Source organism: Streptomyces sp. NPDC053493 (assembly GCF_044544825.1).
Classification (GTDB): Bacteria; Actinomycetota; Actinomycetes; order Streptomycetales; family Streptomycetaceae; genus Streptomyces.
This window is the reverse complement of the sequence record NZ_JBITXS010000023.1, coordinates 13244-38841: the sequence shown is the minus strand read 5'-3', so window position 1 is coordinate 38841 and position 25598 is coordinate 13244. Positions and strand designations below refer to the sequence as shown.

At 73.2% G+C, this 25598-nt stretch carries 24 protein-coding genes; 8 read left to right on the top strand and 16 right to left on the bottom strand.

Translation table 11 applies throughout. The annotated features are described in order from the left end of the window. From ACIGO8_RS33690 to ACIGO8_RS33680, 3 genes are all read left to right on the top strand, one after another. Positions 1–95, top strand: a 95-nt coding sequence (locus tag ACIGO8_RS33690) for an acyl-CoA dehydrogenase family protein (protein WP_132919430.1), incomplete at its 5' end; no start/stop codon positions are given. A 28-nt stretch (positions 96–123) separates the two neighbouring features. Then, the gene (locus ACIGO8_RS33685; protein ID WP_399738759.1) at positions 124–909 is read left to right on the top strand and encodes an electron transfer flavoprotein subunit beta/FixA family protein; all 786 of its coding nucleotides are present in this window, start codon (positions 124–126) and stop codon (positions 907–909) included. Positions 910–942: 33 nt separating this feature from the next. Beyond that, positions 943–1899 carry an electron transfer flavoprotein subunit alpha/FixB family protein gene (locus ACIGO8_RS33680; protein ID WP_399738756.1) on the top strand — a complete coding sequence of 319 codons (957 nt, stop codon included), beginning with the start codon at positions 943–945 and terminating at the stop codon, positions 1897–1899. A gap of 75 nt (positions 1900–1974) precedes the next feature. Here ACIGO8_RS33680 and ACIGO8_RS33675 read toward each other — a convergent pair whose 3' ends face one another. The 5 genes from ACIGO8_RS33675 to ACIGO8_RS33655 form a co-directional block, all read right to left on the bottom strand. Further along, entirely contained in the window at positions 1975–2373 is a 399-nt protein-coding gene (locus tag ACIGO8_RS33675; protein ID WP_399738753.1) for a Zn-ribbon domain-containing OB-fold protein, read from the bottom strand. Positions 2374–2501: 128 nt separating this feature from the next. Beyond that, on the bottom strand, positions 2502–3206 hold the full coding sequence (locus ACIGO8_RS33670; RefSeq protein WP_399738750.1) for a TetR family transcriptional regulator: 705 nt from the start codon (positions 3204–3206) through the stop codon (positions 2502–2504). A 57-nt stretch (positions 3207–3263) separates the two neighbouring features. Then, positions 3264–4025, bottom strand: a complete 762-nt coding sequence (locus ACIGO8_RS33665; protein WP_399738747.1) for an SDR family NAD(P)-dependent oxidoreductase — start codon at positions 4023–4025, stop codon at positions 3264–3266. Positions 4026–4098: 73 nt separating this feature from the next. After that, positions 4099–4503 (bottom strand): hypothetical protein, encoded by a 405-nt coding sequence (locus ACIGO8_RS33660; protein WP_399738745.1) that lies wholly within the window; start codon positions 4501–4503, stop codon positions 4099–4101. A 128-nt stretch (positions 4504–4631) separates the two neighbouring features. After that, positions 4632–5774 (bottom strand): acyl-CoA dehydrogenase family protein, encoded by a 1143-nt coding sequence (locus ACIGO8_RS33655; protein ID WP_399738742.1) that lies wholly within the window; start codon positions 5772–5774, stop codon positions 4632–4634. Positions 5775–5916: 142 nt separating this feature from the next. On the opposite strand from ACIGO8_RS33655, the gene ACIGO8_RS33650 reads away from it, so the two are divergent. Then, a complete protein-coding gene (locus ACIGO8_RS33650; protein WP_399738739.1) occupies positions 5917–6522 on the top strand; it encodes a TetR/AcrR family transcriptional regulator in 606 nt (201 codons plus the stop codon). Positions 6523–6556: 34 nt separating this feature from the next. Here ACIGO8_RS33650 and ACIGO8_RS33645 read toward each other — a convergent pair whose 3' ends face one another. From ACIGO8_RS33645 to ACIGO8_RS33620, 6 genes are all read right to left on the bottom strand, one after another. Beyond that, on the bottom strand, positions 6557–7057 hold the full coding sequence (locus ACIGO8_RS33645) for a hypothetical protein (protein ID WP_399738736.1): 501 nt from the start codon (positions 7055–7057) through the stop codon (positions 6557–6559). Between the two features lie 135 nt (positions 7058–7192). Then, complete coding sequence (locus ACIGO8_RS33640; RefSeq protein WP_399738734.1) at positions 7193–8341, bottom strand: XdhC family protein; 1149 nt, start codon at positions 8339–8341, stop codon at positions 7193–7195. Positions 8342–8383: 42 nt separating this feature from the next. Continuing rightward, positions 8384–9850, bottom strand: a complete 1467-nt coding sequence (locus tag ACIGO8_RS33635) for an NCS2 family permease (protein ID WP_399738730.1) — start codon at positions 9848–9850, stop codon at positions 8384–8386. Positions 9851–10116: 266 nt separating this feature from the next. Next, on the bottom strand, positions 10117–12516 hold the full coding sequence (locus ACIGO8_RS33630; protein WP_399738727.1) for a xanthine dehydrogenase family protein molybdopterin-binding subunit: 2400 nt from the start codon (positions 12514–12516) through the stop codon (positions 10117–10119). A gap of 2 nt (positions 12517–12518) precedes the next feature. After that, positions 12519–13124, bottom strand: coding sequence for a (2Fe-2S)-binding protein (locus ACIGO8_RS33625; protein WP_399738724.1), 606 nt, complete (start codon positions 13122–13124; stop codon positions 12519–12521). Between the two features lie 2 nt (positions 13125–13126). Then, positions 13127–14017: an FAD binding domain-containing protein gene (locus tag ACIGO8_RS33620; protein WP_399738721.1), complete on the bottom strand. Its 891-nt coding sequence runs from the start codon at positions 14015–14017 to the stop codon at positions 13127–13129. A gap of 304 nt (positions 14018–14321) precedes the next feature. On the opposite strand from ACIGO8_RS33620, the gene ACIGO8_RS33615 reads away from it, so the two are divergent. Both ACIGO8_RS33615 and ACIGO8_RS33610 read left to right on the top strand, forming a co-directional pair. Continuing rightward, positions 14322–16016: a PucR family transcriptional regulator gene (locus tag ACIGO8_RS33615; RefSeq protein ID WP_399738718.1), complete on the top strand. Its 1695-nt coding sequence runs from the start codon at positions 14322–14324 to the stop codon at positions 16014–16016. 173 nt (positions 16017–16189) lie between these two features. Next, positions 16190–16984, top strand: a complete 795-nt coding sequence (locus tag ACIGO8_RS33610) for a hypothetical protein (protein WP_399738715.1) — start codon at positions 16190–16192, stop codon at positions 16982–16984. A 59-nt stretch (positions 16985–17043) separates the two neighbouring features. Here ACIGO8_RS33610 and ACIGO8_RS33605 read toward each other — a convergent pair whose 3' ends face one another. Further along, positions 17044–18573 (bottom strand): WD40 repeat domain-containing protein, encoded by a 1530-nt coding sequence (locus tag ACIGO8_RS33605; protein ID WP_399738713.1) that lies wholly within the window; start codon positions 18571–18573, stop codon positions 17044–17046. A 79-nt stretch (positions 18574–18652) separates the two neighbouring features. Continuing rightward, positions 18653–19492, bottom strand: a complete 840-nt coding sequence (locus ACIGO8_RS33600) for a GntR family transcriptional regulator (protein WP_399738709.1) — start codon at positions 19490–19492, stop codon at positions 18653–18655. A gap of 148 nt (positions 19493–19640) precedes the next feature. Between ACIGO8_RS33600 and ACIGO8_RS33595 the strand changes: the two genes are divergently transcribed. After that, positions 19641–20507 (top strand): (2Fe-2S)-binding protein, encoded by an 867-nt coding sequence (locus ACIGO8_RS33595; RefSeq protein WP_399738706.1) that lies wholly within the window; start codon positions 19641–19643, stop codon positions 20505–20507. Positions 20508–20741: 234 nt separating this feature from the next. Next, the gene (locus ACIGO8_RS33590) at positions 20742–21824 is read left to right on the top strand and encodes a DUF2637 domain-containing protein (protein ID WP_399738703.1); all 1083 of its coding nucleotides are present in this window, start codon (positions 20742–20744) and stop codon (positions 21822–21824) included. Between the two features lie 75 nt (positions 21825–21899). On the opposite strand, the gene ACIGO8_RS33585 is transcribed toward ACIGO8_RS33590, so the two are convergent. The 3 genes from ACIGO8_RS33585 to ACIGO8_RS33575 form a co-directional block, all read right to left on the bottom strand. Continuing rightward, entirely contained in the window at positions 21900–22310 is a 411-nt protein-coding gene (locus ACIGO8_RS33585; RefSeq protein WP_399738700.1) for an ATP-binding protein, read from the bottom strand. A gap of 87 nt (positions 22311–22397) precedes the next feature. After that, positions 22398–24140, bottom strand: a complete 1743-nt coding sequence (locus tag ACIGO8_RS33580) for a pyruvate dehydrogenase (RefSeq protein ID WP_399738698.1) — start codon at positions 24138–24140, stop codon at positions 22398–22400. Between the two features lie 27 nt (positions 24141–24167). After that, positions 24168–25502: a protein phosphatase 2C domain-containing protein gene (locus ACIGO8_RS33575; RefSeq protein WP_399738695.1), complete on the bottom strand. Its 1335-nt coding sequence runs from the start codon at positions 25500–25502 to the stop codon at positions 24168–24170. Between the last annotated feature and the right edge of the window lie 96 nt (positions 25503–25598).

The following is a 25598-nucleotide window of genomic DNA, read 5'->3' as shown; positions in this document are numbered from 1 at the left end:
CCGTCGAGCGCATGATGCGCGACGCCAAGATCACCCAGATCTACGAAGGCACCAACCAGGTCCAGCGCATCGTCATGGCCCGCAACCTCCCCTGATCATCTGCCCGTTGAAAGGAGACAGGCCGTGACCCTGAAGATCGCTGTCTGTGTGAAGTACGTTCCCGACGCCACCGGCGACCGCGGTTTCGCCGACGACCTGACCGTCGACCGCGACGACGTCGACGGTCTCCTCTCGGAGCTCGACGAGTACGCCGTCGAGCAGGCGCTGCGCATCTCCGAGGAGGCGGACGACGCCGAGGTCGTCGTCGTGACGGTCGGCCCGGACGACGCCAAGGACGCGCTGCGCAAGGCGCTGTCGATGGGCGCCGACAGGGCCGTGCACGTCAACGACGAGGACATCCACGGCACCGACGTCATCGGCACCTCCGCGATCCTCGCCAAGGCCCTGGAGAAGACCGGTTTCGACCTGGTCGTGTGCGGCATGGCCTCGACGGACGGCACCATGGGCGTGCTGCCGGCGCTGCTGGCCGAGCGGCTGAGCCTGCCGCAGATCACGCTGCTGTCCGAGGTCTCGGTGGAGGGCGGCGTGGTGAAGGGCCGCCGGGACGGCGACGCCGCCAGCGAGCAGCTGGAGGCCCCGCTGCCGGCGGTCGTGTCGGTCACCGACCAGTCGGGCGAGGCCCGTTACCCCTCCTTCAAGGGGATCATGGCCGCGAAGAAGAAGCCGGTCGAGGAGCTGGACCTGGACGACCTCGGCATCGACGCCGACGAGGTCGGTCTCGCGGGCTCCTGGACCCTGGTCGAGTCGGTCGCGGCGCGGCCGGCGCGTACGCAGGGCACGATCGTCACGGACGAGGGCGACGGCGGCAAGCAGCTCGCCGCGTTCCTGTCCGCCCAGAAGTTCATCTGACCCACCGTCACCATCCCTCAGGAGCAAGGAATCATGGCTGAGATCCTGGTTCTCGTGGACCACGCCGACGGTGCGGTCCGCAAGCCGGCCCTCGAACTGCTCACGCTGGCCCGCCGGCTCGGCGAGCCCTCGGCGGTCGTCCTCGGTGCCGGCGAGGCCGCGGCCTCGATCGCCGCGACGGCCGGCGAGTACGGCGCCGCGACCGTGTACGTGGCGGACGGCGCCGAGTTCGCCGACCAGCTGGTCGTGCCGAAGGTCGACGCGCTCACCCAGATCGCCAAGGACAAGGGCGTCGGCGCGGTGCTGGTGACCTCCTCGGGCGAGGGCAAGGAGGTCGCGGCGCGCGTGGCGCTGCGCCTGGGCTCCGGTCTGATCACGGACGCGGTGGAGCTGGAGGCCGGCGAGAACGGCCCGGTCGCCACCCAGTCGGTGTTCGCCGCCTCGTACCAGGTGAAGTCGGCCGTCTCGCACGGCGTGCCGGTCATCACCGTCAAGCCGAACTCGGCGGCGCCGGAGGCGGCTCCGGCCGCGGGCGCGGTGGAGAACGTGTCCGTGGCCTTCAGCGGCAACGCCGCCAAGGTCGTCTCGCGCACCCCGCGCGTGTCCACCGGCCGTCCGGAGCTGACCGAGTCGGCGATCGTGGTCTCGGGCGGTCGCGGCGTGGGCGCGGCCGAGGGCTTCGAGGTCGTCGAGAAGCTGGCCGACTCGCTCGGTGCGGCGGTCGGCGCCTCGCGTGCCGCGGTGGACGCGGGCTGGTACCCGCACTCCAACCAGGTGGGCCAGACCGGCAAGCAGGTCTCGCCGCAGCTGTACATCGCGGCGGGCATCTCCGGTGCGATCCAGCACCGGGCCGGCATGCAGACCTCGAAGACGATCGTGGCGGTCAACAAGGACCCGGAGGCCCCGATCTTCGACCTGGTCGACTACGGCGTGGTCGGTGACCTGTTCGCCGTGCTGCCGCAGCTGACGGACGAGATCGGCGCCCGCTGATCGACCCGCACCGAAAGGGGCGGGTGGCACTCTGTGCCACCCGCCCCTTTCTTCCTGTCCGCCCGCCGGGCGCGCTCAGAACCAGCCGTCCAGCGCGACCTCCTCGCAGAGCCGGACGACCGGCCTGCGGCCCGCGCCGGCGCCGTCGTGGGCGAGCCGGACGCGCACGCCGGGGCGCACCGCGTGCGGCGGTCCGTCGACCCGGCAGCGCACCACGAAGCCCTCGGCCATGTGGACCGGCCAGAGGTCGGCCTGGGCCGCCGTGAAGGCGCGCCGTACGGAGATGACGCCTTCGCCCGCGCTGAGTTCGGGGGCGAGGTCCGTCGACCCGCAGGTCGGGCAGAGCAGGCGCTGGAAGGTGGTGGTGTGGCACCAGCGGCAGCGCTGGAAGTAGAGCTCGGGCTCGGTGGCCGACTCCTCGGCCAGGACGGCGGTGGTCCCGTTCCGCAGACCCGTGGATCCCGTGTGGAACACGATGGTTCTCCTTGCACTCGGCGGCTCAACCGTGCATGGAGCAAACATATGGCACTGAGTGCCAGCAAATAAAGACCTGAGTTCCCTCAATTGACGATACTGAGATCCCCCCGTGTCCCCGGCGTACCTCAGTTCTCGCCGAGGCTCGCCTCGACCTCGCGCACCACGCGCCACATCGGGGTGGACCGCTTGGCGATGACCACGACCACGTCGTCGGTCTCCTGCTCCCCCGCCGGGCCGGCCGGGCCCGCGTCCGGGCTCCAGGTCTCGCGGACGAACTCCAGCGCCCGGTCGACCTCGGCCAGCGGGTCGCCCTCGCCGCCGGAGCGCAGCCAGTGGCGCAGGGCGTGGTTGTGGGCGGCGACGACGGCCGCGGCGACCACGTTGGCCCGCAGGGTGCCGTCGCGGCGGTCGGCGAACCGGGTGCGCAGGTAGTCGCCGAGGGTCTTCTCGTACCGCCAGACGACCGAGAGCTCGTACGTCCGCAGGCCGGTGACCTCGCGGGTGAGGCGGTAGCGCTGGACGGAGAAGGTGGGGTTCTCGGCGTACATCCGCATGACGAGCCGGGTGGCCTCGCAGACGCGGACCAGCGGGTCGTCGGTGTCCGCGCTCGCGGCGAGGAACGCGGTCATGTCGGCGAGGCTCTGCTCGTGGTCGGGAAAGACCACGTCCTCCTTGGACGGGAAGTAGCGGAAGAAGGACCTCCGGCCGACCCCGGCCGTCCTGACGATGTCGTCGATCGTCGTCTGCTCGTAGCCGCGCTCCAGGAAGAGCTGGAAGGCCGCCGCGACGAGGGAGTCACGCATCGAGGGCTTGGCGGGGTGGGTACTCATACCCGCAACCTAACACTCGGATCCCTCGCGCAGCGGCACTTGGTGCCACCGTGCAGGTCAGCGGGCGGCCATGCGCAGAGCGCCGTCCATCCGGACGGTCTCGCCGTTGAGGTAGTCGTGCTCGGCGATCATGGTGACCAGGCGGGCGTACTCCTCGGGGCGGGCGAGCCGCTGCGGGAAGGTGACGCTCGCGGCGAGCCCGGCGCGGATCTCGTCGCTGAAGCCGGCCATCATCGGGGTGTCGACGATGCCCGGGGCGATCGTGACGACCCGGATGCCGTACTGGGCGAGGTCACGGGCGGCGGTGATGGTCATCCCGGCGACGCCGGCCTTCGAGGCGGCGTACGCGATCTGGCCGACCTGGCCCTCGAAGGCGGCGATGGAGGCGGTGTTGACGACGAGTCCGCGCTGCCCGTTGTCGTCCGGCTCGCGCCGCGCGATCGCCTCGGCGGCGAGCCGCATCACGTTGAAGGTGCCGACCAGGTTGACGTCCAGGACCGTACGGAACAGCGCCAGGTCGTGCGGGCCCTTGCGGCCGAGCACCCGCGCGGAGGGCGCGATCCCGGCGCAGTTGACGGCGAGCCGCAGCTCGGCCCCGTCCTCCTCGATCCGCGCGAGCGCGGTCCGCACCTGCTCCTCGTCGGTGACGTCGGCCGCGAGCAGCGTCACCCCGTCCGCGGGCGCCTCGGCGCCGGCCACGGCCTTGTCGAGGTCCAGGCCGTAGACGGTCGCGCCCTTGGCGGCGAGCGCGGCGGCGGTGGCGGCCCCGAGCCCGGAGGCGGCACCGGTGACGAGCGCGGCGGAACCTGCGATGTCCATGAATCTCCTCGTACGAACCGGCGGCCCGGGCAGGGCCGCCGTGTGTGTGCACTGCTCGCGCGCTGCGCGCGCCCTACTTCCATTCCCAGACCTTGGCCGTGTTCTTGCCGTCCTTGTCCTCCTCGTACTCGAACACGCCGGCCGTCCCGTTGAGGCGGCTGAACTTCGGTGACGCGGACTCGAAGAAGATCGAGCCGCGGTAGCTGAACCCGCCGGACCCGTTCATGTGGCCGACGCCGGTGCCGTGCCAGGTGATGATGTCGCCGTCCTGGGTCATGATGCAGCCCTGGCCGTCCCCGAAGAGCGTGCCGTCCGCCTCCATCACCGAGTCGTACGTGCCCAGGTCGGTGACCGCCACGCCCAGCAGCGTGCCGGTCGCCTGGAAGGACGCCTCCACGTGCGGGTGACCGCCGTCGACCGAGACCACCCGGATTCCTGTCGTCTGGCCCTGTTCGTCACCGATCAGATCGCCGAGCATGATGGGACTCCTCTCCGGAACCTGCGGATCGGGATCCCCTCTTCCGGCGTACGCCCGGCGGCCCGCCCCGGCAACCGGAGCCGGACCGGCGGGCGGCCGGCGGCGCGGACGCCCGGCGGCGCGGGCGGTCAGGCCGTCAGGCCGCGGCTGATCACCAGGCGCTGGATCTGGTTGGTGCCCTCGAAGATCTGCATGATCTTGGCCTCGCGCATGTAGCGCTCGACCGGGAAGTCACGGGTGTAGCCGTAGCCGCCGAGGACCTGGACCGCGTCCGTGGTGACCTTCATCGCCGTGTCCGTCGCGATCAGCTTGGCCGCGCTGGCCTGGCGGCTGAAGGGCCGGCCGAGGTCGCGTCGGCGGGCCGCGTCGAGGTAGGTGGCGCGGGCCGCGTCGACGGCTGCGGCCATGTCGGCGAGCAGGAAGCCGAGGCCCTGGTGGTCGATGATCTTCCGGCCGAAGGTGGTGCGCTCGTTGGCGTACGCGACGGCGGCGCGCAGCGCGGCCTGGGCGAGGCCGGTCGCGCAGGCGGCGATGCCGAGGCGTCCGGAGTCGAGCGCGCTGAAGGCGATCTGGAGGCCCTGGCCTTCGGCGCCGATGCGCCGGTCGGCGTCGATCAGCGCGCCGTCCCAGTAGGCGGAGGTGGTGGGGACCGCCTGGAGGCCCATCTTGCGCTCGGGCTTGCCGAAGCTGAGGCCCTCGGTGGCGCCGGGCGCCAGGAAGCAGGAGATGCCGTGGCTGCCGGGCGCGGTGCGGGCGAACAGGGCGTAGAAGCCGGCCTTGCCGCCGTGGGTGATCCACGCCTTGGTGCCGGTGACGCGGTAGGCGCCGTCCTCGGTGCGCTCGGCCTTGCAGGCGAGCGCGGCGGCGTCGGAGCCGGCCTGCGGCTCGGAGAGGCTGTAGCCGCCGACGAGCCGGCCCGCCAGCATCTCCGGCAGCCAGCGCTCCTTCTGCTCGGCGGTGCCGAAGGTGTGCAGCGGGTGGCAGGCGAGGGTGTGGACGCTGGTGGCGACGGCCACGGCGGCCCAGCGGGCGGCGAGCTCCTCGAGGACCTGGAGGTAGACCTCGTAGGGCTGGCCTCCGCCGCCGAACTCCTCGGGGTAGGCGAGGCCCAGCAGCCCGGCCCGGCCCAGGGTCGTGAACAGGCCTTCCGGGTACGTCTCGGCGGCCTCGTGCTCGTCGGCGCGGGGGGCGAGCTCCTTGTCGGCGATCTCCCGCGTGAGAGCGATGAGGTCCGCTGCCTCGGGGGTGGGAAGCAGGCGGTCGACATCCATGGCGACTCCATCACGACGCACAACGCGAGCTGTGCTGCGAACTGCGAAACGGTACTGCGAGGGGTACCGCAGTACCGGTTAGCGTAGCGCAGAAGGCCGGTCGCGTAACCCCCCGACCGGGTCGACCCGGCATACTGTTCGGGTGATCGAGACCTCCGCCGCAGGCGCTCCCCGGCTCACCGGCCGCGGCGCCGCCCGACGCTCCGAGCTGTTCGAGGAACTCGTGGCGCTCCTGGTGGGCGAGGGCTTCGCCCAGCTGACCCTCGACGACCTCGCCGCCCGGCTGCACTGCTCCAAGCGCACGCTCTACGGCCTCGCGGGCAGCAAGGAGCAGCTCGTCCGCGCCGCCGTGGTGCACTTCTTCCGGCGCGCCACCGTCCGCGTCGAGGCCGAACTCGCCGCCGAGACCGATCCCGCCGAGCGCCTGGCCGCGTACCTGCGTGCCGTGTCCGCCGAACTGGCTCCGGTCTCCCGGCAGTTCTTCGACGACCTGGCCGCCTTCGAACCGGCCGCCGAGGTCTACGAGCGCAACACCCGCGCCGCCGCCGGCCGCGTCCAGCAGCTCATCGAGGAGGGCGTGAGCGCCGGTGTCTTCCGCGAGGTCCACGTGACCTTCGCGGCCGACGTGATCGCCTCCGTGATGGTCCGCATCCAGCAGCGCCAGGTCGCCGCCGCGACCGGCCTGGCCGACGCGGCGGCCTACGAGCAGCTCGCCGAGCTGCTGCTGCACGGCCTGCGCAAGGGCTGAGCCCCGCGCCCGCCGTGCGGGCGCCGCGGGCGCGTCACGGGTCCTCCACGTCGTCCGGGTCGTCGTACAAGGCCCCGGCGAACCTCGAGGTCGCCCGCCCGGGCACGACGCCGGCGCGGTGGGCGGCGTCGAGGGCGCCGAGCAGCGCGCGGGCGACCACGGCCGTCCGCTCGGCGGACAGCGGTCCGTGGGCCGCGAGTTCGTCCGCGAGCGAGTGGCCGTCCACCCACTGCATCACGATCCAGGGGACCGTCCAGGCGCCCTCGTCGGCCTCGGCCACGTCGTGGACGGTGACGATGTGCGGATGGTCCCGCAGCCGGGCCGCGTGGCGGGCCTCGCGGGCGGCGCGGGCGAGGAGTTCGGCCCGCGCCTCGTCGGGCAACGGCCCGTCGAGCCGGACCTGTTCGACCGCCACGTCGACGCGGAGCACCGGGTGGTGCGCCTGCCAGACCCTGCCGGATCCGCCCGCGCAGAGCGGACGGGTCGGGGTGTAGCGCCCGCCGATCACCGTTCCCGGCCGTGCCGTGTCCGCCATGCCTCCCTCGTTCCGGCCCTCGCCGGGAGGGCCAGGAAGCTCAGGACAGGGACGCGGGCGAACGGGCGGGAGGCCTTCGCGGGACCGCTACGAGGCGGGAAACGGGGCGCCGGTGAAAGCGGCGGCCGGCACTCTTTAGGCGACCGATCCGATGCGGCCGGCCGGTGCGCGCGGGCCGTCGTGGTGGATCGGGGTGTGCGCGCCGGTCAGGGAGGCGCCGCTGCCGCCGCGCCGGTTGGCGACGATCTCGGCGCCGATGGACAGCGCCGTCTCCTCCGGCGTACGGGCGCCGAGGTCGAGGCCGATCGGGGAGCGCAGCCGGGCGAGTTCGAGTTCGGTGACGCCGACCTCGCGCAGGCGCTTGTTGCGGTCCTCGTGGGTGCGCCGGGAGCCCATCGCGCCGACGTAGGCGACGGGAAGCCGGAGGGCGATCCGCAGCAGCGGCACGTCGAACTTGGCGTCGTGGGTGAGCACGCACAGCACGGTGCGGCCGTCGATGTCGCCCGCCTCGGCGGCGGCCTCGAGGAAGCGGTGGGGCCAGTCGACGACGATCTCGTCGGCGTCGGGGAAGCGGGTCTTCGTGGCGAAGACGGGGCGGGCGTCGCAGACGGTGACGTGGTAGCCGAGGAACTTGCCGACCCGGACGAGCGCGGAGGCGAAGTCGATGGCGCCGAAGACGATCATCCGCGGGGCGGGGACGGAGGACTCCACGAGGAGGGTGAGCGGCTGTCCGCAGCGGCTGCCGTCCTCGCCGATCTCGACGGTGCCGGTGCGGCCGCCGTCCAGCATGGCGCGGGCCTCGCCGGCCGCGGTGCGGTCGAGCTCGGGGTGGCCGCCGAGCCCGCCCTCGTACGAACCGTCGGGCCGGACCAGGAGGGCCTGCCCCAACAGGTCCTCCGGGCCCGAGACGATCCGCGCGAGCGCCGCGGCCTCGCCCGAGACGGCGGCGGCGAGCGCGGCGGGGAAGACCCCGCCGCGGACCGGGGTGACGAGGATGTCGATGATGCCGCCGCAGGTCAGACCGACCGCGAAGGCGTCCTCGTCGCTGTAGCCGAAGCGCTCGGTGACGGTTCTGCCGTCCTCGAGGGCCTGTTGGCACAGTTCGTAGACGGCGCCCTCCACACACCCGCCGGAGACGGACCCGATCGCCGTGCCGTCGGCGTCGACGGCGAGCGCGGCGCCCGGCTGCCGGGGCGCGCTGCCGCCGACCGCCACGACGGTGGCGACGGCGAAGTCACGTCCCTGCTCGACCCACCGGTGCAGCTCTTCGGCGATGTCCAGCATTGCGAACTCCTCGGATGGTGTGGGAGGGCGACGTTACGGGCGTCAGCCGACGCCGAGCCAGCCCTCGATGGGATGGATCGCGAAGTAGATGACGAAGACACCGGTCAGCGCCCACATGAAGCCGCCGACCTCCCTCGCCTTGCCCTGCGCGCTCTTGATGACCGCGTAGGAGATGACGCCGGCCGCGACACCGGTGGTGATGGTGTACGTGAAGGGCATCAGGACCACGGTGAGGAACACCGGGATCGCGACGGAGCGGTCGCTCCAGTCCACGTGCTTGGCGTTCTGCATCATCATCGAGCCGATGACGACGAGGGCCGCGGCGGCGACCTCCTGCGGCACGATCGCGGTGAGCGGCGTGAAGAAGAGGCACAGGGCGAAGAACGCGCCGGTGACCACGGAGGCCAGGCCGGTGCGGGCGCCCTCGCCGACGCCGGTGGCGGACTCGACGAAGACGGTCTGGCCGGAGGCGCCGCCCGCGCCGCCGAGGATGCCGCCGGCGCCGTCGATGAACAGGGCCTTGGACAGGCCCGGCATGCGGCCGCGGTCGTCGGCGAGCTTGGCCTCGGTGCCGACGCCCAGGATGGTGGCCATGGCGTCGAAGAAGCCGGCGAGCACCAGGGTGAAGACGATCATGGTGATCGTGATGTAGCCGACGTCGCCCCAGCCGCTGAAGGACACGTCGCCGATGAGCGAGAAGTCCGGGGCGGAGACGGCGCTGCCGTGCAGCTCCGGCGCGCCGGAGAACCAGGCCGTGGCCGGGATGTCGGCGACCGCGTTGAGGATGGCCGCGACGACGGTGCCGGTGACGATGCCGATGAGGATCGCGCCGGGGATGTTGCGGGACTGCAGCGCGAAGATGAGCAGCAGCGTGAAGGCGAAGATCAGGACGGGCCAGCCCTGGAGTTCACCGGCCGGGCCGAGGGAGACGGGGCCGCCTCCCGGGGCCGGGTTCTCGTGCACGAAGCCGGCCTTGACGAAGCCGATGATCGCGATGAAGAGGCCGATGCCGATGGTGATGGCGTGCTTGAGCGCGAGCGGTATCGCGTTCATGATCATCTCGCGCAGGCCGGTGACGACCAGGAGACAGATCACGGCGCCGTACGCGACCGACATGCCCATGGCCTGCGGCCAGGTCATGACCGGTACGACCTGCGAGGCCATCACGCCGGAGACGCTGAGACCGGCGGCGAGGGCCAGCGGGACCTTGCCCCAGAAACCCATGAGGAGGGTGGTGGCGGCCGCGCAGAGCGCCGTTGCGGTGATCAGCGCGGGCTGGCTGAGGACGTTGCCGTCGACATCCTTGCCGGAGAGGATCAGGGGGTTGAGCAGGAGAATGTACGCCATCGCCATGAAGGTGGTGACGCCGCCGCGGATCTCCGTCGCGACGGAGGATCCTCTCTCCGAGATGTGAAAGTACCGGTCGAGCCAAGACCTGCCGGCGGGATTGCGCGAGCCGCTGCCCGCGTCCTCGGCCGTGGTCTTGGGCTCCACTGACGACTGGGTCATGGGGCCTACTCCCAAGGTTCAAAGGGGCACCCGCATCAGACTTCTGTGCATCTGATCTGTGAAGCTGCGGGATTTGGGATCTTTCGTTGGCTGCACGACCCGGGGGACGGCCCGAGACGAACGGGGTGAATCGGTACTGCTGGCACTGCTCGGGTACTGCGGGGTACTGCGGGGGCACTACGGGGTACTGCGGGGGTTTCTCCGGACGGTGCGGGCTGGGGAGGAAGTGTGACGTTCCGGGGAGGCACGCACCGTCCGGAGAGGTCTTACAGGGTGCCGGTGAGCGCCTCGGGGCGGACCGGCGTCTTGTTGAGCTCCAGGCCCGTCGCCGCCCGGATCGCCGCGAGGACGGCCGGCGTGGACGACAGGGTCGGGGCCTCGCCGATGCCCCGCACGCCGTACGGCGCGTTGGGGTCGGCCAGCTCGAGGTAGTCGACCGGGATGGTCGGCGTGTCGAGGATGGTGGGGATCAGGTAGTCCGTGAAGGAGGGGTTCCTGACCTTCGCGGTCTTCGGGTCGACGATGATCTCCTCCATCACCGCGACGCCCAGGCCCTGGGTGGTGCCACCCTGGATCTGGCCGACCACGGAGAGCGGGTTGACCGCCTTGCCGACGTCCTGGGCGCAGGCCAGTTCGATGACCTTGACCAGGCCGAGCTCGGTGTCGACCTCCACGACCGCGCGGTGCGCCGCGAAGGCGTACTGCACGTGGCCGTTGCCCTGGCCGGTGACGAGGTCGAAGGCCTGGGTGGGACGGTGCCGCCACTCCTCCTCGACCTCCACGACCTCGTTCTCGAGGACGTCGGCGATCGAGGCGAGGGCCTCGCCGCCGTCGGTGACGACCTTGCCGCCCTCCAGGAGGAGTTCGGCGTTGGCCCACGCCGGGTGGTAGGAGCCGAACTTGCGCCGGCCGATCTCCAGGACCTTCTCGCGGACGATCTCGCAGGAGTTCTTGATGGCGCCGCCGGTCATGTACGTCTGGCGGCCCGCGGAGGTCGAACCGGCCGAGCCCACCTGGGTGTCGGCGGGGTGGATGGTGACCTGCTGGACGCCGAGCTCGGTACGGGCGATCTGGGCGTGGATGGTGACGCCGCCCTGGCCGACCTCCGCCGCGGCGGTGTGGACCGTGGCGACGGCCTCGCCGTTGATGACCTCGATGCGGATCTTGGCGGTCGAGTAGTCGTCGAAGCCCTCGGAGAAGCCGACGTTCTTGATGCCGACCGCGTAGCCGACGCCCCGGACCACGCCCTCGCCGTGCGAGGTGTTGGACAGGCCGCCCGGCAGCGCGCGGACGTCCGCGCCCTCGCCGGCGGTCTCCCACTGGCGCTCCGGCGGCAGCGGGCGGGCCTTGACCCGGCGCAGCAGCTCGGCGACCGGGGCCGGCGAGTCCACGACCTGGCCGGTCGGCATGATCGTGCCCTGCTCCATGGCGTTGAGCTGGCGCAGCTCCACCGGGTCCATGCCCAGCTTGGCCGCGAGCTTGTCCATCTGGGCCTCGTAGGCGAAGCAGGCCTGGACCGCGCCGAAGCCGCGCATGGCGCCGCAGGGCGGGTTGTTGGTGTAGAGGCCGATCGCCTCGATCTCGACGTCGTCGATGACGTACGGGCCGACCGAGAGGGAGGAGGCGTTGCCGACGACCGAGGCCGTGGACGACGCGTAGGCGCCGCCGTCGAGCACGATCTTGCACTTCATGTGCGTGAGCTTGCCGTCCTTGGTGGCGCCGTGCTCGTAGTAGAGCTTCGCCGGGTGCCGGTGGACGTGGCCGAAGAAGGACTCGTACCGGTTGTAGACCATCTTGACGGGCTTGCCGGTGCGCAGCGCGAGGACCGACGCGAGGATCTGCATCGAGATGTCCTCGCGGCCGCCGAAGGCGCCGCCGACGCCGGCCATGGTCATCCGCACCTTCTCCTCGGGCAGGCCGAGGCAGGGCGCGATCTGCTTGAGGTCCGAGTGCAGCCACTGGGTGGCGACGTACAGGTCGACGCCGCCGTCCTCGGCCGGTACGGCGAGGCCGGACTCGGGGCCGAGGAAGGCCTGGTCCTGCATGCCGAAGGTGTACTCGCCCTTGACGATGACGTCGGCGCGCTTGGCGGCCTCGTCGGCGTTGCCGCGGATGATCGGCTGGCGGTGCACGATGTTCGGGTGCGGGACGTGACCGGCGTGGTGGTCGTCGCGGTTCTCGTGGACCAGGATCGCGTCCGGGGCGAGGGCGGAGGCCTCGTCCGTGATGACGGGCAGCTCGCGGTACTCGACCTTGATCTTGGCGGCGGCCCGGCGGGCGGTCTCCGGGTGGTCTGCGGCCACGAGGGCGACCGGCTCACCGTGGTGCCGGACCTTGCCGTAGGCGAGGACCGGGGTGTCCTGGAACTCCATGCCGTAGTTCTTCGCGGCCGGCAGGTCCTCGTGCGTCAGGACGGCGTAGACGCCGTCCATGGTGAGGGCCTCGGAGGTGTCGATGGACACGATCTCGGCGTGCGCGACGGTGGAGCGCAGGATCTGGCCCCACAGCATGTCCTCGTGCCACATGTCCGAGGAGTAGGCGAACTCGCCGGTGACCTTCAGGGTGCCGTCGGGGCGGAGGGTGGACGCGCCGACGCCGCCCTGGGTGTGGTTCTGGGTGACGTTGGTGGGCGTACCCGCCGGAACGGTGCGTGTGTGCTGAGCCATGGTCAGACCGCCTCTCCCTGGCGCTCCTGGCGAGCGGCCGCGAGGCGGACCGCGTCGAGGATCTTCTCGTAACCCGTGCAGCGGCAGAGGTTGCCGGAGAGCGCCTCACGGATGTCCGCGTCCGACGGGGACGGGTTGCGCTCCAGCATCTCGTCGGCCGCGACCAGCAGACCGGGCGTGCAGAAACCGCACTGCACGGCGCCGGCGTCGATGAACGCCTGCTGGATCGGGGACAGTTCGACGCCCTCGCCGGTCTGCGAGTCCTGACCGGGCTTGGCCTGCCACTGCTTGGCCTCGTCGAGCGAGGTGCCGCAGGCGCCGGAGGCGCAGCCGCCACCGTGGCCGTGCTCCTCGCGCTGCTTGGCGTACTCCGCGAGACCCTCGACGGTGACCACGTCGCGGCCCTCGGCCTGACCGGCGGCGACCAGGCAGGAACAGACCGGCACGCCGTCCAGGCGGACCGTGCAGGAGCCGCACTCGCCCTGCTCGCAGGCGTTCTTGGAGCCGGGCAGGCCCAGGCGCTCACGCAGAACGTAGAGGAGCGACTCGCCCTCCCAGACGTCGTCGGCTTCCTGCGGACGACCGTTGACCGTGAAATTCACGCGCATGGTTATGCAGCTCCCTCAAGCGTGCGGCCGGTGCCGCGGTACTGCTCCCAGGTCCAGCCGAGCTGGCGGCGAGCCATGATTCCGACGGCGTGGCGGCGGTACTTGGCGGTGCCTCGCACGTCGTCGATCGGGTTGGCGGCGCCGGAGCAGAGCTCGGCGAACTGCTTCGCGATCGAGGGGGTGATGATCTTGCCGCTCTCCCAGAAGCCGCCCTCCTCCAGAGCCGCGTTCAGGAAGGCCTCGGCCTCCTTGGCGCGGATCGGGGTGGGGGCCGCCGAGCCGATGCCGGTCCGCACGGTGCGGGTCTCCGGGTGCAGGGCGAGACCGAAGGCGCACACGGCGATGACCATCGCGTTGCGGGTGCCGACCTTGGAGTACTGCTGGGGACCGTCCGCCTTCTTGACGTGCACGGTCTTGATGAGCTCGTCGGGCTCCAGCGCGTTGCGCTTCACGCCCGTGTAGAACTCGTCGATCGGGATGAACCGGGTGCCGCGCACCGACTCGACCTCGACCTCGGCGCCCGCCGCGAGCAGCGCGGGGTGGGCGTCACCGGCCGGGGAGGCGGTGCCCAGGTTGCCGCCGACGCCGCCGCGGTTACGGATCTGCGGGGAGGCGACCGTGTGCGAGGCCAGGGCCAGGCCCGGCAGCTCCTCGCGCAGGTTCTCCATGATCTGGGTGTACGGAACGGAGGCGCCCAGCCGGACGTTCTCCTCGCCGACCTCCCACTCGCGCAGCAGCTCGATCCGGTTCAGGTCCAGGAGGTACTCGGGACGGCGGTGGTCGAAGTTGATCTCGACCATGATGTCCGTACCACCCGCAATGGGCACGGCCGTGGGGTGCGCTGCCTTGGCGGCGAGCGCCTCCTCCCAGCTGGCGGGGCGAAGGAAGTCCATGGTGGCTCTCTTCTGAAGCTTCTAGTGATCGGGGGGTCGTACGGGCCAAGGAGACGGCCGGCCCTCGACGTGCAGTTCATGTGCTGTTCACGCGGTGTGTGGCCTAGTACACAAGGCCCCGACCTCGGGGTGCAGTGACAGAAACCATGAAGCGGTTGGCTGGCTGCCATCCTCGTCTTGTAGATTCGAACGAAAGGCGAGGAACAGCCACCTCACCGTTTCCCCCCGGAAACGCGGGCACCACGCCACCGACGACAACGCGACACCCACTCACCCCCTGACGACAAGGAACGGCGGCGACATCATGCGGCTGCGCGCACTGCTGGAGAACGACGCGCTGGGGCTGCGCCTGCTCGGCGGCGACGACGAGCTCGACCGCACCGTCCGCGGCGTGATGACGACGGACCTCAAGGACCCCAGTCGCTACCTGTCCGGCGGCGAGCTGGTCCTCACGGGCCTGGCCTGGCTGCGGGACCCGGCCGACGCCGAGCCCTTCGTCCGGATCCTGGCGTCCGCCGGGGTGGCCGCCCTGGCGGCCGGCGAGGCCGAGCTCGGCGACATCCCGGACGATCTCGTAGCGGCGTGTTCACGCCACCGGCTGCCGCTGTTCGCGGTGAACGAATCCGTTGCGTTCGCGACGATCACCGAGCACGTTGTTCGACAGGTCTCCGGCGAGCGGGCCGGCGACCTCGCCGCCGTCGTCGACCGCCACCGGCGCCTGATGACCTCCGGGCCGGCCGGCGGCGGCCCCGAGGTCGTCCTGGACCTCCTGGGCTCCGACCTGGACCTGAGGGCCTGGGTGCTCTCCCCCACCGGCCGCCGGATCGCGGGCGCCGGGGACCCTCTGGACCCGGGTCTCGCCGCCACGCTCGCGGGCGAGCACCTGGCCGCCACCCGCACCGGCCGGCGCGGCCCGCACCGGCTGAACATCGCCGGAACGGCCTACTCCCTCTTCCCGATCCGCAACACCGGCCGCGGCGCGGCGCCCGCCTCGCGCGACGTGCGCGAGACCGTGCTGTCCGACTGGCTGCTCGCCGTCGAGGCCGACGCCGGCGACTGGCCGGCCGCCCGGCTCGACCTGCTGCAGGGCGTCACCCAGCTGATCGCCGTCGAGCGGGACCGGCGCGACGCCGCCCGCACGGTGCGGCGCAGACTCGCCCAGGAGGTCCTGGAGCTGGTCCAGACGGGCGCCGCGCCCGCCGAGATCGCCGCCCGCCTCCGCGTCGCCGCGCCGGTGCTCCTGCCCGGCCTGGGCACCGCGCCGCACTGGCAGGTCGTCGTCGCCCGCGTCGAGTGGGAGCAGGAGGCCGGCCAGAACACCGTCGACACCGGGCCCGTCGCCCAGGCGCTGCTGGAGGAGATCCTGGTCGACCCGGCCGCCTCGGGTGCCGACTCCGCCGACCGGATCGCCGTCGCGCACAGCGGCGACGAGGCCATCGCGCTGGTGCCGCTCGCCGCCGCGCCGCTCCCGGACAGCGAGGACGACATGCCGCCGGTGGCGCTCGGCCTGCACGCCGACGCGCTGCTCGCCTCCGTGCGCGCCCCGCTGTCCGCAGGGCTCGCCGACGACGGCCGGCTCACCCTGGGCGTCAGCGCCGCCGTGCACTCCGCCGAGGGGCTGCGCGGCGCCCTGGAGGAGGCCCGGCACGCCCGCCGGGTGGCCGCCGCCCGCCCGGGCCGGGTCTGCGCGGCCGGCCACCACGAGCTGGCCTCGCACGTCCTGCTGCTGCCGTTCGTGCCGGACGACGTCCGCCGGGCCTTCACGGCCCGCCTCCTGGACCCGCTGCGGGACTACGACCGCCGGCACCGGGCCGAGCTCATCCCGACCCTGGAGGCCTTCCTGGACTGCGACGGCTCCTGGACGCGCTGCGCGACCCGCCTCCACCTGCACGTGAACACGCTGCGCTACCGAGTGGGACGGATCGAGCAGCTCACCGGCCGGGACCTGTCCCGTCTGGAGGACAAGCTGGACTTCTTCCTGGCCCTGCGCATGAGCTGAACGGGTGAAGCGGGACGTCACCCGCACCGCTTCATCTCATCGGGTGATCAAGGGAGCTGACGGTCCGGCAGGTTCGACCGGCCGTCGGCCCCGTCCGCCGGTGTTTCCCGGCGCCCTCCCTTTGTGAAAACTTTCACCCGACCCCTTGGCCGGTCCCTCGGGTTCGTGCTGAGATGCCGTCCTACTCACAGCTCGATGGCGCGCTCGGGGAGGGCAATGTGGCGTACGGCCGGGGAACCCCACTGGAGACCGCGGTCTGGAGACTTCGCTCGCGCGGCTGCTGGACGGACGCCGCCGCACTCCTCGCGCCCCGCGCGGCCGAACCGGCCGCGGCCCTCGAACGGGCGGCCCTGCTGATCGAGCGCTGCCTGTACACGGAGCAGGGCTGGGCCGACGCCGAGGAGGCGCTGCGGGCGGCGGAGGCGGTGGCGCAGACGGACGAGGAACGCGGGGCCGCGGCCTGCGAACGGGGTTATCTGGCCTACGCGTCCACGCTCCTCGGCGTACGGGACCGGGCCGACGAGGCCCGGGCGGCGCTCGGCCGCGCGGCCGCCCTGATCGGCCCCGAGACCCGCGACCGCGCGCTCCTCGACCTGCGCCGCGGTCTGATCGCGCAGAACCTCGGCGACTCGCCGCAGGCGGCCCGCGCCGCGTACCGCCGCGCCCACGAGAGCGCGACCGCCCACGACGACCCGCTCCTGCTCTCCACGACCTGGCGCCATCTGGCCGGACTGGCGCTGCGCGAAGGCGAGTTGGCCGAGGCCCGGCACGGCTTCGCCGAATCCCTGCGGATCCGCGAGGAACTGGGCTTCCTGGTCGGCACGGCCCCGGCCCTCGCCTCGCTCGCCGCCACCGAACCCGAACCGGAGGCGGGCCGGCTGCGCGCCGAGGCGACCCGCCTGTTCCGTCTCCTGGGCGGCGTCCCGACCTGGCTGTCCACGCAGTTGACGCCCCGTCCGGCGATCTGAGGCAGTTGTCTTCAGCGGTCCATGGGCCCGCTCGGCCGGACGGGCAGGCCGTCCGGTGGTCAGGTGCGGGGCTCCAGGCGGAGCAGGGCGTCGTCGAGGCCGACGATCAGGGCGCCGTCCGGTGTCGTGGTCACCGCGCGGACCGGAGGGCCCGGGCGGAAGGGCGTGCGGGTGCGCTGTTCGAGGCGGTGCAGTTCGACGACGCCGTCGGCCCAGGCGGCCGCGAGGACCGGGCCGTGCGGGGTCTCGGTCGCGGCGAGCGAGACGACCGGTGAGGGGCGTTCGGTGAGCGGCGCCGGATCGGCGTCGCGGCCGGGCGTCCAGAGCCGTACGGCTCCGTCCGCGCCGCCGCTGCACACGAAGGGCGTCGCCGACTCGACCGCCGCCACCGCCGTGACCCGGCCGCTGTGCAGCGCCGCCTGGTGCAGGCCGGTGAGGCCGAAGGCGTGCACGGAGCCCAGCCGGTCGCCGACGACGACGGAACCGGCGATCGCGGCCAGGGCCGTGCCCGGGTGCCGGGTCAGCGTCGCGGTCACGGCCGTGGTGAGCCGTTGCAGATAGGGCGCCCGCGGCTCGCGTCCGCGTACGGTGTGCAGCCGGCCGCGTTCGTCGAGGAGCAGCACCGTGCCGTCGGGTGCGGGCGCGAGCGCCGTGACGCGCCCGCCCACCGGGTGGTCGAGCCGGCCGAGCGGCCGGGCGTCGGCCGCCGCGAGCAGCCGCACCGTCCCGCCCAGGTCGGCGACGAGCAGTGTGCCGTCCTGGGCGGCGAGCGCGGCGACCGGCCCGGGCCAGGGCGGGGCGACGTCGCCGGTGACGCGGGTCCACCGGACCCGCCACGGCGCCGGCCCGGCGAGTTCGCCGAGCGCGGGCCGCAGCCGCGGGTCGGCGCCGTCGCCGAGGACGGCGAGCAGTCCGAGGGCCCGCTCGGCCGGCGTCCGGGCCGCGCACAGGGCCTGCCCGGCCCGCGTCCAGGCCGTCCGCAGCCCGCCGTGGTCGTCGCCCTCGTCCCGTACGTAGCCGGTGGTGACGGCGACGGGATCGGCGCCGCACACGGCCACCGGGTCGGACAGGTCCACGAAGGGCGGGGCCGCGGGTTCGGGCGGGCCGGTGTCCGGCTCCTCCTCCGCGACGACAGCGACCCGTTCGCCCGCCGCGAGCAGCGCGTGCTCCGCCGTGTCCGGCCGCGTCTCGACGACCAGCCGGACCCGTCCGAGGCGGGCCAGGTCCGCCACGAGCGCGGCGACGGCGGCCGGCTCGGCCGCGCCGTGCAGGTCCGGCAGGATCAGGACGGTGCGGGCGGCGCGGCCGTTCTCGGCGGTGGCGAGGGCGCGGACGAGGTCGCCCGGTGACGCGGCCACGACGCCGAGGCGGTCGGCGACGGCCCAGGCCGTGCCGAGCGCGGTGCGCCCGGTCAGCGGGACGAGCGCCCGTACGGTACGGTGCCGGCCCGCGGCGCGCGGGCCGTGCGCGGCGAGCCAGTCGAGCAGCCCGGGCGCGCCGCTGACGAGACAGAGGCGGGGAGCCTCGGGATCGGTGAGCCAGCCGAGCAGGGCCGCGGCCCCGGGGCGCTCCGCGCGGACGGACGGCATGGACACCTCTCGGTCGGCGCGGCGGGAAGGGAAGAACGCGTGGACGAACGGGACGGGCTGATGGCGTCGACCTTAGTCGTCAGTCCTGCGCTCCGGTGAAGTGCTCTCGTACGAGGGACGAAACGACCGCGAGATCCTGGGCGACGAGGGCGTCGAGGAGCGCGGTGTGCTCGGCGGCGTCGGCGACGAGTTCGCCGTGGCGGGTGGCGGGCGCGCTGACGAGCGGCCACTGGGAGCGCCGGTGGAGGTCGTCGGCGACGAGCAGGAGCTGTTCGTTGCCGGCGAGGGAGAGGACGGCGCGGTGGAAGGCGCGGTCGGCCTCGGCGTAGTGGGCGCGGTCGCCGCGGGCGGCGGCGGTGGCGGTGGCCTCGGCGAGCGGGCGGAGTTCGGCCCAGCGGGCGGCGGGGACGGTGCGGGCGAGCCGGAGCATGACGGGCACCTCGATCAGGGCCCGCACCTCGGCGAGTTCGGCGAGTTCGCGCGGGGTGCGTTCGGTGACGCGGAAGCCGCGGTTGGGCACGACCTCGACGGCGCCTTCGGTGGCGAGCTGCTGCATGGCTTCGCGGACCGGGGTGGCGGAGACGCCGAATCGTTCGGCGAGGACGGGTGCGGAGTAGACCTCGCCGGGGACGAGGTCGCCGCCGACGAGGGCCGTGCGCAGGGCCTGGAGGATCTGCCCGCGCACGGAGTGGCGCTGCACGGGCCGGGGCAGCGGGCCGGGCGACGGCGGCTCGCTGTGGGTGTGCTCGCCGCGTACGTCATGGGCGCGGGCCTGACCGGGCACGCGCACCGCCGCGCCGCGCGCGCCCGCGGACCCGTCCGCCGCGCCGCCGTCCGTCGCGTACCCGGCCGCGGCGTCGCCGTCCGCCGCCGGGCGGAACGGGTCGCCCGTCCGCCCGCGCGTGCCGCTCTGCTCCACCCGGGTCCTCCTGCGCCGTCGTGCCGGGCCCGGCTCGCGCGGCCGGTGTCCCCCGTGCACGATAGGCGGACGGCGCCGCAGTTCAAACACCGAAAGCATCGGGTAAGGTAAGGCTAACCTGCTAACGATCGCGATTCGGTGGTCCCGTATGGCCGTGCCCGCTCTGCTGCCGTCCCTCCCCGCCTCGCCCGACTCCCCCGTCGCACCCGCCTACGCGCGGCTCGGCGAGGTGTTCACCGGCCTGTGCGTCGAGGAGCGGGGCCTCGGGGAAGGGCTGCCGCGCGGTGCGGGCTGGGTCGGCGCGGACGAGCTGGGCGCCGGCGGAGAAGGCCTCGACGCCTTCCTCGCCTGGGACGAGGCACAGGTGCGGCGGGACCACGGCCGCCCGGCACGGGCGGATGTCGTGGCGAGCTTCGGTCTGCACCGCTACGCCTGGCCGGTCTGCCTGCTGGTGACGCTGCCCTGGTTCCTGCACCGCAGGGTGCCCCGGCTGCCCGCCCGGAACGTGGCCCTCCAGCGCGACCACGGCCGGCTCGCGGTGCGCGTGGAGGAGTTCGCCTGCCTGCCGGGCGACCCGGCCGCGGCGCTGCCCGGCGCCCGGGTGGTCGCGAACGAGGAGGCCCTGCGGGCGGAGGCCCGCGCGGCGCTCGCCGAGCACTTCGAGGAGGTGCTGGCCGGCTTCGGGCCCCGGATGCGGCGCGGCCGGCGCGCCCTGTGGGGCATGGTGACGGACGAGATCGTCGAGGGCCTCTGGTACATCGCGGCGCTCCTCGGCGAGGAGCAGCGGGCGCTGGCCGAGCTGGAGCGGCTCATGCCGGGCACGGCCAGGCCGTACGTCGGAGCGGCGGGCTTCCGCGAGCTCGCGGGCTCGGCGGAGGTCTGCGGCACGACGCGTTCCACCCGCGACCGGGCCACCTGCTGCTTCTTCTACACGCTGCGGCCCGAGGACACCTGTCTGACGTGTCCGCGCACCTCGGACGCGGAGCGGGTCCGCCGGCTGGCCGCGACCGCCTGACCACCTCGTGCCGTGACGGCGCCACGCCACCCGCGGGGGTGACGGCGGTCGAACACGACTCCGCACCTTCGGGCGGCAGTTCGACCAGATCGCACCTATTCGTATGCCGTACGGCCCCGATGGCGTGCTCTTGCCCCGAAACCCCGTGCCCGCCCCGCCCGGTCGGCCAGTATGGGCCGCCGTATCGCCCTCCTGCGAGGCACGACGCACTACTGCGAGGCAAGGGACACCGCAATGAGATTGACCGACATATCGCTGGACTGGCTGCTTCCGGGCGTCGTGATGGTGGCGGGAATCCTGACGGCGGTGGCGGTGCTCGCGCGCGGCAGGCGCGCCGGTGACCAGGCCGCGGCCGACGACTCCTGGGAGCGCAGCGAGGAGCGCCGCAGACGCAAGGAGGCCGTCTACGGCACCGCCTCCTACGTCCTGCTCTTCTGCTGCGCCGCGGTCGCGGCGGCGCTCTCCTTCCACGGGCTCGTCGGCTTCGGCCGGCAGAACCTCAACCTCACCGGCGGCTGGGAGTACCTGGTCCCGTTCGGCCTCGACGGCGCCGCGATGTTCTGTTCGGTGCTCGCCGTCCGGGAGGCCAGCCACGGTGACGCGGCCCTCGGCTCGCGCCTGCTCGTATGGACCTTCGCGGGCGCCGCGGCCTGGTTCAACTGGGTGCACGCGCCGCGCGGCCTGGGCCACGCGGGCGCCCCGCAGTTCTTCGCGGGGATGTCCCTGTCGGCGGCGGTCCTCTTCGACCGGGCGCTGAAGCAGACCAGGCGGGCGGCGCTGCGCGAGCAGGGCCTGATCCCGAGGCCGCTGCCGCAGATCCGGATGGTCCGCTGGCTGCGGGCGCCCCGGGAGACCTTCGGCGCCTGGTCGCTGATGCTCCTGGAAGGCGTACGCACCCTGGACGAGGCGGTCGACGAGGTGCGCGAGGACCGGCGGGAGAAGGAGCAGAACCGGATCCGCCGGCGGGAGCAGGCCAAGCTGGACCGGGCGCGGCTGAAGGCGCTGAACCGCCAGCACCGCGCGTTCGGGCGGGCCGGCGGCCGGCAGGTCGAGGTGGCGGCGCTCGGCGCCGCCACGGGTACGGGCGCGGGCTCCGCGACGGGAGCGGTCCAGGCCGCCGTCGCGGAGCCCGCCATAGCCGACCCTGGACAGCTGCCGCTTCGACCCCGGCCCTCCCTGCAGGCCGTGAAGGGCACTGAGCCGCGCGCGGGCGAGCCCCGGACGGTGGACCTCACCGCCGAGGACGACACCCAGACGCTGCCCCGCCTGGACTCCCTGGAGCGCAAACTCGCCGACCTGGAGCAGCAGTTCGGCTGAGCCGGCCCCGCGCCCCGACGGGCCCCACGGACCAGCGGGCCCCACGGCCCCGGCAGGGCCGCCCGAGGATCCTCCTCAGGCGGCCCTGCCTTCGAGTTCGAACCAGACCACCTTGCCGGCCCCGTGGTTCTCGACTCCCCAGGAGTCGGCGAGGGCCTGGACCAGGATCAGGCCCCGGCCGTGCGTACCGTCGTCGGCGTCCGGTACGCGCGGCCGGTCCCGGTCCAGTCCGGGAACGAAGTCCCGCACCTCGACCCGCAGTTGGTCCGGTTCCACGGTGGCGGTGACGACCGCTCCGTGGTCCGTGTGGATCAGCGCGTTGGTCACCAGCTCACTGGTGAGCAGTTCCGCGACGTCGGTGGCGCCCGGTCCGCCCCATGTCGCCAGCATCGCCCGTAAGGCATGGCGCACCTCCGGTACCGCGGTCAGATCCGCGCATCCCACCTTTCTGAGCAGTTGAGTCGGCTGCGTCGCCTCCCCGGCCATATCCCCCACCCCGTCGTCGCGTCGAACAGGCTCACGGGGATGCATGCCCCACCGGCACGCCCGCATTCATCGCCTGTGCACGGACCGTCAGGGCCTGGGTACGTTCCGCAGATTGGAACGCGCCATCTGGAGCATCCGGCCCACGCCGCCGTCGAGGACGATCTTGCTGGCGGACAGGGCGAAGCCGGTGACCATCTCGGCGCTGATCTTCGGCGGAATCGACAGGGCGTTGGGATCGGTCACGATGTCCACCAGGGCGGGGCCCTTGTGCTTGAAGGCGTCCTTCAGGGCTCCCGCGAGCTGCTTGGGCTTCTCCACGCGCACGCCGTAGGCGCCGGCGGCGCGGGCGACGGCGGCGAAGTCGGGGTTCTTGTTGGTGGTTCCGTACGAGGGAAGTCCGGCGACCAGCATCTCCAACTCCACCATGCCGAGAGAGGAGTTGTTGAAGAGCACCACCTTCACCGGCAGGTCGTACTGCACCAGGGTGAGGAAGTCCCCCATGAGCATGGTGAATCCGCCGTCGCCCGACATGGAGACGACCTGCCGCCGGCGGTCGGTGAACTGGGCGCCGATGGCCTGCGGCAGCGCGTTGGCCATGGAGCCGTGGCTGAATGAGCCGATGATCCGCCGCCGCCCGTTGGGCGAGATGTAGCGGGCGGCCCAGACGTTGCACATGCCGGTGTCGACGGTGAACACGGCGTCGTCGTCGGCGAGTTCGTCGAGCACCGAGGCCACGTACTCCGGGTGGATCGGCACGTGCTTGTCGACCTTGCGGGTGTACGCCTTGACGACGCCCTCCAGGGCGTCGGCGTGCTTCTTCAGCATCTTGTCCAGGAAGCGGCGGTCGGTCTTGGCCCGGACGCGCGGGATGACGCAGCGCAGCGTCTCGCGGACGTCTCCCCAGACGGCGAGGTCCAGCGTGGAGCGCCGGCCGAGGCGCTCGGGCCGCACGTCGATCTGCACGATCTTCACGTCGTCCGGCAGGAAGGCGTTGTACGGGAAGTCGGTGCCGAGCAGGATCAGCAGGTCGCACTCGTGCGTGGCCTCGTAGGCGGCGCCGTAGCCGAGGAGTCCGCTCATCCCGACGTCGTACGGGTTGTCGTACTGGATCCACTCCTTGCCGCGCAGCGCGTGCCCGACGGGCGCGTTCACCCGTTCGGCGAACTGCATGACCTCCGGATGCGCGCCGGCGGTGCCGCTGCCGCAGAACAGCGTCACCCGGTCGGCCTCGTCGATCATCCGTACGAGGGCGTCGATCTCGGCGTCGCCGGGCCGGACGGTGGGCCGGGAGGTGACCAGCGCGGTCTCGACCGGCTTGTCCGGGGCGGGCTGGGAGGCGATGTCGCCGGGCAGCGACACGACGCTGACGCCGCCCCGGCCGACGGCGTGCTGGATGGCCGTGTGCAGCAGCCGGGGCATCTGGCGCGGGTTGGAGATCAGCTCGCTGTAGTGGCTGCACTCGCGGAACAGCTGGTCGGGATGGGTCTCCTGGAAGTAGCTGAGGCCGATCTCGCCGGACGGGATCTGGGAGGCCAGGGCGAGGACCGGGGCCATCGAGCGGTGGGCGTCGTACAGGCCGTTGATCAGGTGGAGGTTGCCCGGGCCGCAGGAGCCCGCGCAGGCGGCGAGCCGGCCGGTGAGCTGCGCCTCGGCGCCGGCGGCGAAGGCGGCGGTCTCCTCGTGCCGCACGTGGATCCAGTCGATGGCGGAGTTGCGGCGGATCGCGTCGACGACGGGATTCAGGCTGTCGCCGACCACGCCGTAGAGGCGCTGGACGCCCGCGCGCACGAGGATGTCGACGAACTGTTCTGCGACATTCTGTTTGGCCATGGGTCCATCAACCCATGAGCCGGGACGTTACGCCTCCCAGACGGCGGCCGCCGTACGGTCGTCGGCGTAACCGGTGACGCGCAGTTGGGTGTCGGCGAGGAAGGCGGCGAGGCCGGGCGGTTCGGCGCCGGCCCAGCGGGCGGCGAGCTCACGGGCGAGGGCGGGCTCGCCGCGCATCGGCTCGGCGAGGCCGGGCGAGGCGAGCAGCAGGGTGTCGCCGGGGCGGGCGACGGAGGCGCGGAAGCGGAAGGGCTCGGCGGGCGGCGGCAGGGGCTTCTCGACGAAGGGGCGGCCGGGGGCCTCGGTGACGCCGAGCTTCATGGTGGACCGGTCGCCGTCCTCGCCGGCCTCGGGCACCCCGGCCTCGGACCCGGCGGTCCCGCCGGGCGCGGTGGTCGCGGCGGGCGCGGGTCCGCCGACGACGAAGGCGCCGACGGTGGCCGAGGGCTCGGGCAGCAGCGGCTCGATGTCCTGCCAGGCGCCGTCGCGGAGCCGGAAGAGGCCGCCGGGGCCGACGCCGAAGAAGACCCGGGTGCGGCACTCGGGATCGGCGGAGAGCAGCAGGCAGCGCAGGTTCGCCGCGTAGCGGTCGGGATCGAGGCCGCGGTCGGCGGCGCGGGCGCGCAGCCGACCGTAGGTGCGGTCGGTGAGCCGGTGGAGACCGGACTTGAGGTCGCCGCGGCGGCCGGAACGGATGTCCTCGGAGAGCCGGGCGTGGCTGCGGCCGACAGCTTCGCCGATCCAGCGGCAGACGTCGGCGGCGGCGAGGTGGGCGTCCTCGGTGGCCCGCCGTCCGGCGGCGACGGCGACGAGCACCAGGGCGTCCTCGTCCTGCCCGAACCGCGCGGTCAGCAGCGCGTCGCGGCGCGGCTCGCCGCGGAAGCGGGCCGAGTCGCCGCGGGCGGACACCGCGCGCAGCGTGCAGGCGCCGTAACGGGCGCCGTCGAGCACGGTGTCGGCGACGAGGGCGTCCAGCTCCCCGGGCCGCGCGGCGGGCAGCGCGGTGGGCTCCGCCTCGTACGTGGGCGGCCGGCTCCCGACGTGCCCGCCGCGCGGCCGGGGCGCGGGCACCTGCACGGTCGGCGACTCGGCCGGTTCGGCGGTCGGCGGGGTCTCGACGGACGGCGGCGCCGGGGCATCGGCGGCCTGCGGGACCGGGGTCTCCGCGGCCTGCGGGGCCGCGGTCTTGGCGGCCGGCGGGGCCGGGATCTCGACGGGCGGCGGGGCCGGGGCGTCGGCCGTCGTACGGGACGCCGAGGCGTAGCGCTCGTCGAGGCTGTCCGCGGTCGGCGCCGGGCCGGTGTCCCGCGCCGACTCGTCGTAGAGCTGGTCCCACCAGTTGGTGTCCCCCTGCTGCGTCATGCCCTTATTGTCCACCGCGCCGGGCGCCGGAAAACGGGACACCGGCAAAAGCGTTACGGCAAAAGGGTGATCCGCCGGGCGACCCCACCCCCCACG

What these genes read in the sequence shown, in the direction of transcription:
- ACIGO8_RS33680 (WP_399738756.1), top strand. Translation starts at nt 943, where the DNA reads ATGGCTGAGATCCTGGTTCTCGTGGACCACGCCGACGGTGCGGTCCGC.
- ACIGO8_RS33670 (WP_399738750.1), bottom strand. Translation starts at nt 3,206, where the DNA reads ATGAGTACCCACCCCGCCAAGCCCTCGATGCGTGACTCCCTCGTCGCG.
- ACIGO8_RS33665 (WP_399738747.1), bottom strand. Translation starts at nt 4,025, where the DNA reads ATGGACATCGCAGGTTCCGCCGCGCTCGTCACCGGTGCCGCCTCCGGG.
- ACIGO8_RS33660 (WP_399738745.1), bottom strand. Translation starts at nt 4,503, where the DNA reads ATGCTCGGCGATCTGATCGGTGACGAACAGGGCCAGACGACAGGAATC.
- ACIGO8_RS33655 (WP_399738742.1), bottom strand. Translation starts at nt 5,774, where the DNA reads ATGGATGTCGACCGCCTGCTTCCCACCCCCGAGGCAGCGGACCTCATC.
- ACIGO8_RS33645 (WP_399738736.1), bottom strand. Translation starts at nt 7,057, where the DNA reads ATGGCGGACACGGCACGGCCGGGAACGGTGATCGGCGGGCGCTACACC.
- ACIGO8_RS33640 (WP_399738734.1), bottom strand. Translation starts at nt 8,341, where the DNA reads ATGCTGGACATCGCCGAAGAGCTGCACCGGTGGGTCGAGCAGGGACGT.
- ACIGO8_RS33635 (WP_399738730.1), bottom strand. Translation starts at nt 9,850, where the DNA reads ATGACCCAGTCGTCAGTGGAGCCCAAGACCACGGCCGAGGACGCGGGC.
- ACIGO8_RS33630 (WP_399738727.1), bottom strand. Translation starts at nt 12,516, where the DNA reads ATGGCTCAGCACACACGCACCGTTCCGGCGGGTACGCCCACCAACGTC.
- ACIGO8_RS33625 (WP_399738724.1), bottom strand. Translation starts at nt 13,124, where the DNA reads ATGCGCGTGAATTTCACGGTCAACGGTCGTCCGCAGGAAGCCGACGAC.
- ACIGO8_RS33620 (WP_399738721.1), bottom strand. Translation starts at nt 14,017, where the DNA reads ATGGACTTCCTTCGCCCCGCCAGCTGGGAGGAGGCGCTCGCCGCCAAG.
- ACIGO8_RS33615 (WP_399738718.1), top strand. Translation starts at nt 14,322, where the DNA reads ATGCGGCTGCGCGCACTGCTGGAGAACGACGCGCTGGGGCTGCGCCTG.
- ACIGO8_RS33610 (WP_399738715.1), top strand. Translation starts at nt 16,190, where the DNA reads ATGCCGTCCTACTCACAGCTCGATGGCGCGCTCGGGGAGGGCAATGTG.
- ACIGO8_RS33605 (WP_399738713.1), bottom strand. Translation starts at nt 18,573, where the DNA reads ATGCCGTCCGTCCGCGCGGAGCGCCCCGGGGCCGCGGCCCTGCTCGGC.
- ACIGO8_RS33595 (WP_399738706.1), top strand. Translation starts at nt 19,641, where the DNA reads ATGGCCGTGCCCGCTCTGCTGCCGTCCCTCCCCGCCTCGCCCGACTCC.
- ACIGO8_RS33590 (WP_399738703.1), top strand. Translation starts at nt 20,742, where the DNA reads ATGAGATTGACCGACATATCGCTGGACTGGCTGCTTCCGGGCGTCGTG.
- ACIGO8_RS33585 (WP_399738700.1), bottom strand. Translation starts at nt 22,310, where the DNA reads ATGGCCGGGGAGGCGACGCAGCCGACTCAACTGCTCAGAAAGGTGGGA.
- ACIGO8_RS33580 (WP_399738698.1), bottom strand. Translation starts at nt 24,140, where the DNA reads ATGGCCAAACAGAATGTCGCAGAACAGTTCGTCGACATCCTCGTGCGC.
- ACIGO8_RS33575 (WP_399738695.1), bottom strand. Translation starts at nt 25,502, where the DNA reads ATGACGCAGCAGGGGGACACCAACTGGTGGGACCAGCTCTACGACGAG.